Source organism: Mesohalobacter halotolerans (assembly GCF_006120725.1).
Taxonomy (GTDB): Bacteria; Bacteroidota; Bacteroidia; order Flavobacteriales; family Flavobacteriaceae; genus Psychroflexus; species Psychroflexus halotolerans.
In genome coordinates, this window is record NZ_SWMU01000004.1 from 1 (window position 1) to 13,866 (window position 13,866).

Sequence of the window (13,866 nt, forward strand, 5' to 3'; positions counted from 1 at the left end):
TTGACTCCGCCGGTGGCGTCGGGTTGAGTTTCATAATAGGTGACATTATGAGTACTCGAGTTTTGGTTAGGCCCTAACACAGTAACAGTATTCGATGTCAGGTCAAAACTTGAAGTCGCCGTACCGGTGCCATCATCACAGTTTTCCAGATTTTCGAGAGGCAGAATGATCTCTACGTCATAAAATTCTACACTAAAGTCGGCAGTCGCATAGCATTCGCTATCGTTAACATTTGCAGCTCTAATGAAAATATCTTCCTGAGCATTAGCCGGCTGGTAGTTAGCGGGATTTGGAATAGGATTATCGCCTGTATTGGCATCAGCAGCAGTATTGTGGTAAGTAATTTGTGTTTCACCGGCATTGAGTATTCCAAGATTGGCAGCATCGTACTGGGTCAGATCGAAAACAGGAGTAGCTGTAAAATCACTGCACTGAGACAGTGTTACAGGTGGGTTAAGGATTTCCGGTTCTTCGGTCACACTAATTGTGAAATCGACAATAGCAAAGCAGGAAGGATCAGTAATGTTTTGAACTCTGGCCCAGATGGGTTGTGGGTTGGAGGCGTTGGTATAGTTATCCGGATTTGGAATAGGACTGGCGCCACCTTGTGCATCAGCAAATGAAGTGTGATAAGAAATACTATGGGTGGTAGCATCCTGATTTGGTCCAAAGATCGCAGTATTTTGTTCGGTCAGGTCAAACTGGCTTATGCCGGTATTTCCTGTAGCTTCACAGAGAACAATTGGTCCGGGGTCGTTAGCTTCAACATTAAAGATCTGAATGTTAAAACTGGCTGTGGCAAAACAATTACTGTTATTAATATTTTCCGCACGAACGAAAATGGTTTCAGAAGTAGACCCCGGATTATAATTGGCCGGGTCTGTGATTGGATTTGTACCCGCATCGGCATCGGCCTGGGTGTTGTAGTAGGAGAGCTGTGTATCGACGGCATTGGCAATACCCAAGGTTGCGGCATTATTCACTGTAAGATCAAAAACCTGTGTGCCGGAAAAATCACCGCACTGCGATAGGGAAGGTGTTTGGGTGATTTCCGGTTCTTCAATGATGTTGAGTACAAAATCACTTACCGCAAAACAACTGGGATCATTGTTATTCTGTACCCTTACCCAAACGGTCTGCGGGTTGGATGTATTGGTATAATTATCGGGATTGGGGATTGGATTAGCACCGCCCTGAGCATCTGCATTTGAGATGTGATAGGAAATACTGTGGGTGGTAGAATCCTGATCAGGCCCAAATACGGTATTATTTTGCAGAGTGAGGTCAAATTGGGTTTGGCCGGTATTGCCTGTTGGAGTACAAACGGCAATGTCGTCCGCCTGATTGGCTTCGACATCGAAGATTTGAATGGTAAAGCTGTCAACGCTAAAGCAATCAGCGCTGTTGATGTTTTCTGCACGCACAAAAATGGTTTCAGAAACTGACCCCGGATTATAGTTGGCCGGGTCGGTGATAGGGTTAGTGCCCGCATCAGCATCGGCTTGGGTATTGTAGTAAGTCACTTGCGTCTCAGCAGTATTGGCAATGCCAAGGGCAGCAGCGTCGTTTTGGGTCAAATCAAAGGTTTGGGTTAAGGTGAAATCACCGCATTGACTTAGATCCTGAGGTGGAGTTGTGATTTCGGGGGTTTGAAACACTTCCAACTGAAAAGAATCGACGTTAAAGCAATTATTGTCATTATTTTCAATCCTATACCAAATAGTAACAGAGGTTATCATTGTTAAAATATAGTTTGTTGGATTTACTATACCATTAACATTATCTATGGCATCTTGTTCACTTTCAAAATATTGAATAGTGAAATCGCTTGCATTTTGACCATCTAAAAGAGCAGAATTATTTAAATTAAGATTAAAAGTTGCTTCACCATTAACAAAACAAGATTCAAGATTATCAGGTGGACCATTAGTTATTCCAGCTTCCAATAACATAAAAGACCCCGTTTCAAAACAATTTCCATTTAAATCTTCAATACGTACATAAATAGTTTCTGGTAAACTATTTGTAGTGTACATCTCTGGTGATGGTATTGGATTTTGATCGTTATCGGCATCAATTTGAGAATTATGGTAACTAATATTGTATAAGCTAGGATCTTGTGTCCCCAATATATTAGAATCATTCACAGTCAAATCGAACTCAACTGGAAATGTAGGATCACATACAGTTAGGTCTTCAAGATTTTCAATTTCAGGATTAGGTAATACATTAACACATATCGTTTCTGTAAATTCACAATTAAAATCATCTAAAACTACGTAATCATAACAATTAGATCCAACAGTACTGGGAGTTACTGTAATCTGGCTACCTTGACCTTCAAAACCTGTCCAATTTTCGTCAACAATTTGAGGTTCAAATGAGGCATCAGGTGGTATAATATCAGGGTCGAAATTTAAAAACCATTCAAAAATATAGCCATTGTCTATCCCTAAATTGTCTGTGATTTGAATAGTCCAATCACCATTAAGTGGTACACCTACTAAATTATTAAAAGAATCAACAGGCGCATAGTCTCCTGGAGCAATAGCTTGTCCCGGCGTAGGTCCACCTGTTGGCACTGTAGGGCCATTAACTAATTGAGTAGTTGCCGTATTTGTAAAACAATATTCAAATCCTACACCAGGATCTAAGCTACCATCATCAAGAGCTTGTCCTAAAAAGGTACCTCCACCACCTGGAAAGGTTTTAAAAAATATTTGAGTACCGTCGGGAGCTATTAATATGATATCTAAATCACCCAAAAAAGAATGCTCAATATTAATGCAAACCTCTAAAATATCATTAGGATCTTGTAATGTTTGATTATCATCGAAACAGTCAACAGGAATTGTTGAAAAATATGAATCATTAGCGTTAGAGTCAGGTAAAAAAGTAGTTTCGCTTACAGGAATTGTACATTCCTCTTCAAATGGAACCGTATCAGCTTGTGCTGTTAACTGAATAGATTCCCCTAAACAAACTTCAGTCTGATCTGCGGTCAAAGTTATTTCTGGTTCTGTTCCAACTTGAACTTGTAAATCAATTGTTTCAGAATTACAGTTTGGGTAATTGGCCGTCAAACTTACAATGTATAAACCTGGCGCACTATAAGTTGTACTTGCTATTTCACCACTTCCAACTTCACCATTGTCAAAATCCCAATCGTAAGTGACTAAACTTAGATCCCCTGTAGTTAAGGTGGCATTTGCATCAAATGTAATTTCATCATCTAAACATACCTTATAATTATTTCCATCAATAACTGATGGAGTTACACTATCAATATCTGGGGTAATTACTGGACAAGGCTCTCTACAACTAATAATTGCCTCCCACCCAGCGGCTTCAAAAAACGTGTTAGAAGAAAATTCTATAGTTAAACAGCCCGATAGGTTTGCATCCGACGCTGTGATAGAAGCTAATTGAGGATTGCTTGCCAAATCATCTGTAAATGTTCCAATAATTTGGGCGGGATCGGCAGTATCTGCGTCGTAAATGACCATTTGATCTTCACCGTCGTTATTCACTAGAAAACTCACAAAGTCTAAAACCACACGCATATCCTGCATATCCGGGCAAATTGTAATTGTAAAATCTTCACCTGTTCCATAATCGTCAACTGCACCGCCAGAGTCAAAAAAGGTACCGCTACATTGGTTAAAAGTACCGTCCTGCATTAATATGTCTTGGGCTGAAGTTATACTAAAAATGATTGAAAATACTGTAAAATATATAAACTTAAATCGCTTCATAAATACTTAATTATTGAAAAAAAATTGGCTTTTGCCAATAGAGGCGAAAAGTAATAAAATTATCTTAAAGCAATACAAGTAAATTAAATTAATAAATCGATAGAAGATTAAACACTTCAAGGACTATTATCGTCTTACATCGTGTTCGCAAATTAATTATCATCCGAATCCACCTTGAAACTTATCCTAAAGCCGTGTTAACAATAGCCAATAAAATGAGTTTTCGTAGGTTAAGATTTCAAAACACTCAAAAAAAACTATCTTTGCAAATATTTATTAACTATGAGTTTAGAAGAAAAATTGTCTGAGATTGAAGAGTTAGGTCATAATCATATTGGTACCTCAAGTGAGACCCCATTACGCCAGGATGCTTTTGAATTAAGTGATGAAGACAAAATAAAACGTATTCATACTAATATCAAAGACATTATGCATACTTTAGGTTTAGACTTGACAGACGATAGCCTTAATGGTACACCTCAACGTGTAGCCAAAATGTTTGTCAACGAAATATTTTCAGGTTTAAAGCCTGAAAACAAACCTAAAATGTCAACTTTTGAGAACAAATACCGTTATGGGGAAATGCTGGTCGAAAAAAACATCACCGTATATTCTACTTGCGAGCACCATTTGTTGCCTATTGTAGGTAAAGCACATGTGGCCTACATATCTTCAGGACAAGTTATTGGGCTTTCAAAAATGAACCGAATTGTTGATTATTTTGCCAAACGTCCACAAGTTCAGGAACGATTGACTATGCAAATTGTAAAGGAGTTACAAGAGGCTCTAGATACAGATGATGTTGCCTGCGTTATCGATGCTAAACATCTTTGTGTGAACTCGCGTGGCATAAGAGACATTGATAGTAGCACTGTAACTAGTGAATTTGGAGGCCAATTTAAAAATAAAGATGTCAAGAAAGAGTTTTTAGATTATATCAAACTCGATACAAGCTTTTAAATTTATGACATTATATAAAAACCAAACACTCAAGATATACAATTCATTATCTGGGCAAAAGGAGGATTTTAAGCCTTTAAACGAAGGTCTTGTCGGGATGTACGTTTGCGGACCAACGGTTTACAACAAAGTCCACTTGGGTAATTGCAGAACGTTTATCTCTTTTGATTTAGTTTTTAGATACCTCAGGCATTTGGGCTATAAAGTTAGATACGTTCGCAATATCACTGATGCTGGTCATCTTGAAAATGATGCAGAAGAAGGCGAAGATCGCATTGCTAAAAAAGCCAGATTAGAAGAAATAGAACCCATGGAAGTGGTTCAAAAATATACCGTTGACTTTCACAATACACTTCAAAAATTCAATAATCTGCCGCCAAGTATAGAACCAACAGCAACAGGTCATATTGTTGAACAAATTGAGATTATCAAAACTATTATCAATAAAGGCTTGGCCTATGAAGCTAATGGCAATGTATATTTTGATGTTTTGAAGTATCATGAAAATGAACACTACGGCATTTTGAGCAAACGAAAACTAGAAGATCTCATTGCCAACACCCGAGAACTCGCCGGGCAGTCCGATAAAAAAAACCCTCAAGATTTTGCCTTGTGGAAAAAAGCAGAACCTCAACATATCATGCGTTGGCCATCTCCTTGGGGTGTGGGTTTTCCCGGTTGGCATTTGGAATGTACCGTGATGAGTTCAAAATATCTAGGCGAAGAGTTTGACATCCATGGTGGCGGTATGGACTTAAAATTTCCTCATCATGAATGTGAAATTGCTCAAGGCACAGCAGCCAATGGAAAACAACCCGTAAGGTATTGGATGCACGCCAATATGCTGACATTGAATGGTAAAAAAATGGCGAAAAGTACCGGGAATAATATTTTACCGGATGATCTCTTCAGTGGTGATAATGAAAATTTATCTAAAGGCTATCACCCTTCAGTTGTGCGTTTTTTTATGTTACAGGCCAATTATAGAAGTGTTTTAGATTTTTCTGATGAAGCTTTAAGCTCTGCTGAAAAAGGTTTTGACAGACTTATGAAAGCTATTGAAAGCTTAAACTCATTACAAGCCTCAAAATCCTCAGACATCAACGTCAAAGCCTGGAGACAATCTTGCTACGATGCCATGAATGATGACTTTAATTCGCCAGTTTTAATAGCCCAACTTTTTGAAGCTGTAAAACATATTAACGCTTGCAAACACGGAAAATTAAATCTAACTGAAAATGACATTCAATTGTTATCTAAAACCTTAAAGGCGTTTAGTTTTGAAGTATTAGGTTTAGAAGAAATTGACGAAAAAACTAGTGAAAGTCAACATGAAGACCAACTCATTGAATTGTTGATTGAATTGAGAAATGAAGCACGTGCAAACAAGGATTTTAAACAAAGTGACAAAATTAGAGACCAATTGGTTAATATGGGAATTCAGCTCAAAGACACTGCAGAAGGTACAACTTATGAAATCTCATCATAAATTAAGGTTTTGAAAATTTTGAAATCCATCTTGGTTTTCCCTTTTCTGGTTTTAATTAAAATATATCAGTATTTGATATCACCATTAACCGCAGGTAGTTGTCGATTTCAGCCCACATGCTCACATTATTCTTATGAAGCATTACAAAAACACGGTTTATTAAAAGGACTAAGATTGTCTGTTATAAGAATATCTAAATGTCATCCTTGGGGAAAATCCGGTTATGACCCGGTTCCCGACAAAGATTAGTCATTGGTTTGTGTTAATGCTTCTTCTTTTAATTCTTCAGAAGCATAAAAACCAAACTCCACTCGCCTGTTACGTTGTCGATTTTCTTTGGTGTCGTTATTCACTTTAGGTTGATTTTCACCAAAGGCTTTGGTTTTAATTCGACTAGCATCTATGCCTTTCTCAACTAAATAGTCCTTAATCGATTGTACACGTTCTTGAGATAATTGCATATTGACTTCTTCATTTCCATTAGCGTCTGTATGAGTTTCTATAATCAAATGGACTTTAGGGTTTTCTTTTAATACAGACGCAATAATATCTAAGTTTTGCTTTGAATTATAATTTAAATTTGTTTTTCCCGTATTAAAATAAAAATCTGATGTAGAATTAAACTCTAATATAAGACCTTCTCCTGCTCTAAGTAACTCCGAATAATCTATAGTTTCTTGTAATTGACTAGCTATTTTGTCCATTTCATTTCCTATATAAGCCCCAGCCTTATCGCCTATGACATTTTTGATGATGGCAGAATATATAGTAAGGCTTTCTTCATTGTCAAAATTGACAGATCCCGTTATGGCAATATCGCTTTGGGGATTGATATAATCTGTACTTTGACTCGGTTTTGTCTCAACTGTTTTTTTGGTATTGCCACAAGCAAGAGCCAAAAAGCAAATTGCAAAGCCGATGAAAAGGTGTTTTGACATAAGATGATATTTCATTCAAAAATACAAAAAATTAAGCTTCAAGATTACTTTAGTCTAAAATTCAAGTAATTCATCTACAGCTTGCTTAAGCCTGGAATTTGCTAAGTAAATTTTCTCCAAATTTTCAGCAAAAGGAATGGGCGTGTCTAAGCTGCAGACTCTCTTAACAGGTGCGTCTAAAAATTGAAAAGCATACTCACTGATCCAAGCTGAAATTTCAGCAGCAACACCACCAAACTCCGAATCTTCCTGTAAAACTACAACTTTATTGGTTTTTTTAACCGTTTCCAATATAGAAACATTATCAAGTGGCTTTAAAGTTTTTAAATCCAATATTTCAAAAGTGTCTTCAGGATAAGATTCAAGCAAAGCTAAAGCCCAGTGTACACCCATGCCGTAAGTAATGATACTGATCTTGTTTCCTGAATTTACAATATTTGCCTTACCGATTTCTTGCGTATAATAACCTTCATGTACTGGTGATTTTAAACTTCTGTACAGTGCTTTATGCTCAAAAAACAAAATTGGATTGGGGTCTTCTACTGCCGCACATAAAAGCCCTTTGGCATCTTCAGGGAATGCGGGATACACTACCTTAAGTCCAGGAGTTTTTGTAAACCAAGCTTCATTGGTTTGACTGTGAAAAGGTCCAGCACCAACTCCTGCACCGCAAGGCATTCTAATTACTACATCTGCATTTTGCCCCCAACGGTAATGAACCTTGGCCAAATAATTAACAATAGGATTAAATCCAGAGGAGACAAAATCACCAAATTGCATTTCTACAACAGACTTGATATCATAAATACTTAGACCCATAGCAGCTTCAATGACACCGGATTCACAAATAGGTGTATTGCGAACCCGATCCTGCCCAAATTCCTCTACAAAACCTTCTGTAATTTTAAAGACACCACCATATTCTGCAATATCCTGCCCCATAATGACCATATCATTAAATTTGCGCATTGCCAGTCGGAGACCAGCAGAAATGGCATCAACATAACGGAGCGATTTTGTGTTATGATTCTCAATTTCAATAGGTTTAAGCTTATGTGGGGAAAACACATCACAGCTTTCGTCTTCAAGTGTTGATTCTATATCGGGCTCATCATAAGCTATCTTGAGATGTTCATCAATTTCTGCTTTTATAGTCTGTTTGATATCCTCTATTTCAGAGTTTTCAATTATAGATTTTTCGAAGAGAAAATTTTCATAACTATCTACTGGATCTCTTTCTTTCCAGTGATCCATAAGCTCATCAGGTACGTATTTGGTTCCACTAGCTTCTTCGTGACCACGCTGTCTAAAAGTTTTAAATTCGATCAAAACAGGCTTTGGCTTTTTTCGAACCTCTTCAAATATATAAGTCATTTTTTCATAGACTTCAGCAATATTATTGCCGTCAATAATATGAGATTCTATACCATAGGCGGCACCTCTATCTGCCAAATCTTCAATAAAATATTGTTGAGAAGATGGTGTAGACAATCCATAACCGTTATTTTCTATACAAAACACCACAGGCAGTTGCCAGACCGAGGCAATATTTAAAGCTTCATGAAAATCACCTTCACTGGTTCCGCCTTCTCCCGTAAACACACAAGTGGCCTTATTGGTCTTTTTGAGTTTCTGAGCTAAAGCAATACCATTAGCCACGCCCAATTGTGGACCAAGATGAGAAATCATCCCTACGATCTTATAGTCTTGAGTTCCAAAATGAAAACTTCTGTCTCTACCATTGGTAAAACCACCTGCTTTGCCTTGCCATTGTTTAAATAATCGATGAAGTGGAATTTGTCTTGTTGTAAAAACACCCAAATTTCTATGCATAGGCAAAATATACTCGTCATCTTTCATAGCAAGCGTTACACCAACTGCAATGGCTTCCTGTCCTATCCCACTAAACCATTTAGAAATCTTGCCTTGCCTGAGCAAAATGAGCATTTTTTCTTCTATTAGTCTAGGTTTGAGTAGTTTTTTATAAAGCTTGATGTAGGTTGCTTTATCAAGCTGTTGGGTGTCAATTTGCATGTGAAAGTTTATTATTAATACTAAATTATAACATTTAAATGACTAGTACAGAGTTGACGATTAAAATTTATACTTATATGACATTTTTTAATTCAATAATACAATAAAAATGTATATTTGACTTGAAAATAAAAAACTCAATCCACTATGCCAAAGGCTTTAAAAATCGCATTTTTTATTATCGCCGGACTTGTGATTGTGGGAATTGCTGGTTTTTACATCATGAAAGCCAACACAAAAAAATTCAGCCCAGAAGAGCTTGTCGTCTTTAAAGAAGATAGTCTACAAATAGAAGTCTTTTACAACAGGCCTTACAAGAAAGGAAGAGATATTTTTGGTAGTCTAGTACCTTATGGCGAGGTCTGGCGAACTGGAGCCAATGAAGCCACAACATTCAAAACCAATCAAGATTTAATTATCGACGGGTCCTTACTTGAAGCAGGGAAATATACATTATGGACCATTCCTAATGAAACGTCTTGGGTAGTCATATTTAATGATAAAATGTACAATTGGGGTGTAAATTTCTCTGACGGTAAAGCCTCGCGAATAGAAGAATTTGACGCATTAAAAATAGAAGTCCCTTTTTCAAAAAATTTAAAAACTATTGAACAGTTTACCATCTATTTTGATGAACAGTTTGGAGATATAAATATGTTTTTAGCTTGGGATGACATTGTTGTTCCAGTTTCTCTAAAACCCTCTGATACGTAAAACTTATTCGTTTGAATAACCATATTAATCCTAAATATAAAAGCTCACTTCAAAAGAGAAAGAGTTTATCTACAAAAAACTTACTTCAACGGTTAATTAATGGGGATAAAGTTGCTCTTAGTCAATCTATAACTCTAATAGAAAGTGAACAAAAAAAGCATCAAAAACTTGTAGACAAACTTATCACCTCGTCTTTACCGCATTCAGGCCAGTCTATTAGAATTGGCATTACAGGAGTGCCTGGTGTTGGCAAAAGCACATTTATTGAAGCCTTTGGTAAAATGCTTATACGAAAGGGGAAACGCATTGCAGTTTTAGCTGTAGACCCAACAAGTTCAGTCTCAAAAGGTAGCATTTTGGGAGATAAAACTCGAATGCAGAGTTTAGTAAATGAAAAAAATGCTTTTATAAGACCCACGGCTTCAGGAAGTTCTCTCGGTGGTGTAGCACGTAAAACAAGAGAAAATATTATTCTCTGTGAGGCAGCTGGGTATGATGTAATCCTTGTAGAAACTGTCGGAGTAGGTCAAAGTGAGACCGCAGTACACAGCATGACAGATTTCTTTTTGTTGTTAAAACTGGCCGGCGCCGGAGATGAGTTACAAGGCATAAAACGCGGCATCATAGAAATGGCTGATGTCATTTTGATTAACAAAGCAGATGGCGAAAACCAAAAAGCAGCAAAGCAAGCTCAAATGGAATTTAAAAGAGCGCTTCATTTATATCCTGAAAAACAAAGCAAATGGGCGCCAAAGGTCAAGTGTGTTTCTTCATTAAACAATGACGGTATAGGCAAGGTTTGGGACATGATAGAATCCTATAAAAATAAAACCATTGAAAACGGGTTTTTTCATCAAAATCGATTTGAACAGCAAAAGTTTTGGTTATACGATAGCTTAAATCAAAAGCTAAAACAAAACTTTTATGACAATCCTAAGTTGAAATCTAAGCTCAAAACTTATCTTACGCAAATTGAAAAGCAAGAGATTTCATCATTCAAAGCAGCTGACGAATTGTATAAATATTATTTAGATTTGCTTAACGCAAAATAATATTGAGATCTATATTTTTTGAATCAAAAAAAATCATTACATTTGCACTCCGTAAAAATAGAGTACCTATGAGAAAAGGCATACATCCAGAAAATTATAGATTAGTTGCGTTTAAAGACATGTCTAATAACGATGTGTTTATTACAAAATCTACTGCAGAAGCAAAAGAAACAACAGAAATAGACGGTGTTGAATATCCATTAGTCAAATTAGAAATTTCCAGAACCTCTCATCCATTTTATACTGGTAAGACTAAATTAGTTGACACAGCTGGTCGAATTGATAAATTTAAAAACAAATACAAAAAATTCAAGAAAAAGGAAACTAAGGAAGAAAAGTAATTTTTCGATTATATTAAAATTAAACCCCAATTCTCAGAATTGGGGTTTTTTGTTTTTAAATAGTTTATGAAAATCAAATTCAGTAAACCTTACATTTTCTTAATTTTAATATTTCTAAACCATACATCATCACCGTGATCTTGCAGACCAATATAACCTTCTTTAGCCACATCAGCCCAGTTCTCGTTTAATTCAGGAAATTTACTATTGGCTACATCTTCTTCCCATTTTGGCGTCCATAAATGGTATTCAACCACAGTTTTGCCATTTTGTTTGTGCACGACAGTCCCTTTATAGACTATGATTTCAACTTGATTCCATTCACCAACAGGTTTAGCATTTTGAGGTTTTGCCGGGTAAATATCGTACAGAGAACCTGCTTGTCTATTACCATCGGTACCTAACATGGCATCTGGATGTTTTTCATTATCTAGCACTTGCATTTCAGGAGCTGTTTCCCAAATAAAATTATAATCGTCTGATTCTCTACCTAGATAGAATATGCCTGAATTACCACCTTCTGAAATCTTCCATTCTAATTTTAAATGGAAGTTGTCAAATTTTTTGTCGTAAAGAATGTCACCACCGTTTTCTGAACCTGCTTCACCTCTTCCGGAACCAGCCATAAAGAGTGTTCCGTCCTGAACTTTCCAATCTGATGGAAAACTATCCTTATTGTAACCACGCCAACCTTCACTATTTTTTCCGTTAAAAAGCAATTTCCAGCCATCTTCTTTTTCTTGTTGAGATAAAGTGTTAGGGGCTGTTTTGACTGATACATCTTTTTGATCTGTATTTTCAACAACCTCTTTTTCTTCTGTTTTAGATTTTCCGCAAGCAATAATCAAAAGTGCAATTACAGGTAATAATAAAATTGATTTTCTCATTGTTTTATTGTTTTTTTAATTTAAAATTAGTTTTATCGTTTATCCTTTTTAGTAGTTCTGGTTTAATATGACCATCCATTTCTATAGGTGTGTTTTACATATTCTTCAGCTGCTTTTTTAGCATTAATGGTTTCATATTGAGTATCAAACTTAGGATCTCCATCAATTACTTCAAAACTATCTGTGCTCACCACTCTAATTTCTTCATTATCTGCAATGTTTGTGATTTTCATATTTTCTGCGTCCCATTCAAGTCGTCTTCTTAAGTCTTGTAGTCTCACCGCAAGATTACCGGCAACAACAACTTCATTTAAAGGTCCGGCATAAGAAAAGTTTGAACTGGCTTCTACTCTGTTTTTCTTTTTCTCTTTTGCTGCACGTACCCAGTCCATTTCATGACCACCTTCCATGGCTTTAGGAATTCTTCTTAATTCGCCAGTTGTAGGAGGTGGATTATCTTCTCGTCCAATAATAAATGGATTCATCGCATAAGTTCCGCAAATCAATGTGCCTTTGGTTCCATAAAAAATAGCTCCACCCCAACCTTGCTGGTCTCCAGGGTACATTCCTGGTTTTAAGCCTTCAGGACGATCTGGTTTTAAGCCACCATCATACCACGTAAATTCTACAGGAGGCATATTAATTTTACCCTTTTTAGGTCTTTGACCAAAGTAATAGGTCACTTTTTCAGCTACTGGAGCACTTTCTGTATTAACTTGTGAAGAACTCGCCTCAAACGCATAAGGAAATCCAAGTTCTAGAGCTTTATAAGCTGGATCCATAATATGACAAGCCATATCTCCTAAAGCGCCTGTGCCAAAGTCCCACCAAGCTCTCCAATTCCATGGTGTATAGGCAGGATGATAAGGTCTTTCAGCAGCAGGTCCTAAAAATAAATCCCAATCTAGCGTGTCGGGTACCGCATGTTTTTCAGTAGGTCTTTGTAAACCTTGTGGCCAAATTGGTCGGTCTGTCCAAGCGTCTACTTTTTTCACTTCTCCAATTTCACCGTTCCATATCCACTCGCAAACTTTTCTCATATCATCAGAAGAGTTGCCTTGATTTCCCATTTGTGTTGCTACTCCTGTCGTTTTAGCTAATTCAGCTAATTTTCTAGATTCATAAACAGAATGTGTCAGGGGTTTTTGAAGATAGATATGTTTACCCGCAGACATGCTGTCTTTGGCACTAACATAATGGGTATGATCTGGTGTACTGATCATCACAGCATCAATATCCTTATCCATTTCCTCAAGCATTATTCTATAATCTTTATATTTTTTAGCTTTTGGATAATCATCAAAACACTTTTTAGCATAAGACCAATCTACGTCTGCCAGTGCAACAATATTTTGAGAGCTCATATTTCTTAAGTTACCACGTCCCACTCCACCGACGCCAATACCAGCGATATTGAGTTTATCACTAGGAGGTGTATATCCCAGTCCTGAGACTACATGGCTGGGAACTACCGAAACGCCAGCTGTGGCAATACTCACATTCTTAATAAAATTACGCCTTGAAAGAATACTGTTTTTGATTTTATCCATCTTGATTGTTTTGGGTTAATATTTTAAGGATATAAATTTAATAAAAAAATCTTTAATTCAGGTCTTTGGTTTTTGTAAGATAGTTACATATCCCTGTTTATTTTTACGCAGTTCATAATTTTTTTTAAATTTATAATGTAAAAATT

The 13,866-nt window shown here is 36.6% G+C and carries 11 protein-coding genes; 6 read left to right on the plus strand and 5 right to left on the minus strand.

From position 1 onward, the window contains the following. A partial coding sequence (locus FCN74_RS09800; RefSeq protein ID WP_138932426.1) for a PKD domain-containing protein occupies nucleotides 1-3,755 on the minus strand: 3,755 nt, incomplete at its 3' end. A gap of 282 nt (nucleotides 3,756-4,037) precedes the next feature. On the opposite strand from FCN74_RS09800, the gene folE reads away from it, so the two are divergent. From folE to yidD, 3 genes are read left to right on the plus strand one after another with little or no spacing between them, the layout of a single operon-like run. Then, complete coding sequence (folE, locus tag FCN74_RS09805; RefSeq protein WP_138932427.1) at nucleotides 4,038-4,715, plus strand: GTP cyclohydrolase I FolE; 678 nt, start codon at nucleotides 4,038-4,040, stop codon at nucleotides 4,713-4,715. Between the two features lie 4 nt (nucleotides 4,716-4,719). Next, entirely contained in the window at nucleotides 4,720-6,204 is a 1,485-nt protein-coding gene (gene cysS, locus FCN74_RS09810; protein WP_138932428.1) for a cysteine--tRNA ligase, read from the plus strand. A gap of 18 nt (nucleotides 6,205-6,222) precedes the next feature. Continuing rightward, nucleotides 6,223-6,453, plus strand: a complete 231-nt coding sequence (gene yidD, locus FCN74_RS09815; protein ID WP_394348028.1) for a membrane protein insertion efficiency factor YidD — start codon at nucleotides 6,223-6,225, stop codon at nucleotides 6,451-6,453. On the opposite strand, the gene FCN74_RS09820 is transcribed toward yidD, so the two are convergent. Both FCN74_RS09820 and FCN74_RS09825 read right to left on the minus strand, forming a co-directional pair. After that, nucleotides 6,450-7,142, minus strand: a complete 693-nt coding sequence (locus FCN74_RS09820) for an OmpA family protein (protein WP_171047159.1) — start codon at nucleotides 7,140-7,142, stop codon at nucleotides 6,450-6,452. The two genes, yidD and FCN74_RS09820, sit on opposite strands and share 4 nt — an antisense overlap. 54 nt (nucleotides 7,143-7,196) lie before the next feature. Further along, nucleotides 7,197-9,176: an alpha-ketoacid dehydrogenase subunit alpha/beta gene (locus tag FCN74_RS09825; protein WP_138932430.1), complete on the minus strand. Its 1,980-nt coding sequence runs from the start codon at nucleotides 9,174-9,176 to the stop codon at nucleotides 7,197-7,199. A 147-nt stretch (nucleotides 9,177-9,323) separates the two neighbouring features. On the opposite strand from FCN74_RS09825, the gene FCN74_RS09830 reads away from it, so the two are divergent. From FCN74_RS09830 to FCN74_RS09840, 3 genes are all read left to right on the plus strand, one after another. Continuing rightward, complete coding sequence (locus tag FCN74_RS09830; protein WP_138932431.1) at nucleotides 9,324-9,890, plus strand: DUF2911 domain-containing protein; 567 nt, start codon at nucleotides 9,324-9,326, stop codon at nucleotides 9,888-9,890. 11 nt (nucleotides 9,891-9,901) lie between these two features. Next, complete coding sequence (meaB, locus tag FCN74_RS09835) at nucleotides 9,902-10,942, plus strand: methylmalonyl Co-A mutase-associated GTPase MeaB (protein WP_246062606.1); 1,041 nt, start codon at nucleotides 9,902-9,904, stop codon at nucleotides 10,940-10,942. 68 nt (nucleotides 10,943-11,010) lie between these two features. Beyond that, nucleotides 11,011-11,283, plus strand: a complete 273-nt coding sequence (locus FCN74_RS09840) for a type B 50S ribosomal protein L31 (protein WP_138932433.1) — start codon at nucleotides 11,011-11,013, stop codon at nucleotides 11,281-11,283. Nucleotides 11,284-11,372: 89 nt separating this feature from the next. Here the strand turns inward: FCN74_RS09840 and FCN74_RS09845 are convergent, their stop codons facing one another. Beyond that, complete coding sequence (locus FCN74_RS09845; protein ID WP_138932434.1) at nucleotides 11,373-12,170, minus strand: 3-keto-disaccharide hydrolase; 798 nt, start codon at nucleotides 12,168-12,170, stop codon at nucleotides 11,373-11,375. Between the two features lie 62 nt (nucleotides 12,171-12,232). Continuing rightward, nucleotides 12,233-13,720, minus strand: coding sequence for a Gfo/Idh/MocA family protein (locus FCN74_RS09850; protein ID WP_138932435.1), 1,488 nt, complete (start codon nucleotides 13,718-13,720; stop codon nucleotides 12,233-12,235). Nucleotides 13,721-13,866: the final 146 nt, after the last annotated feature.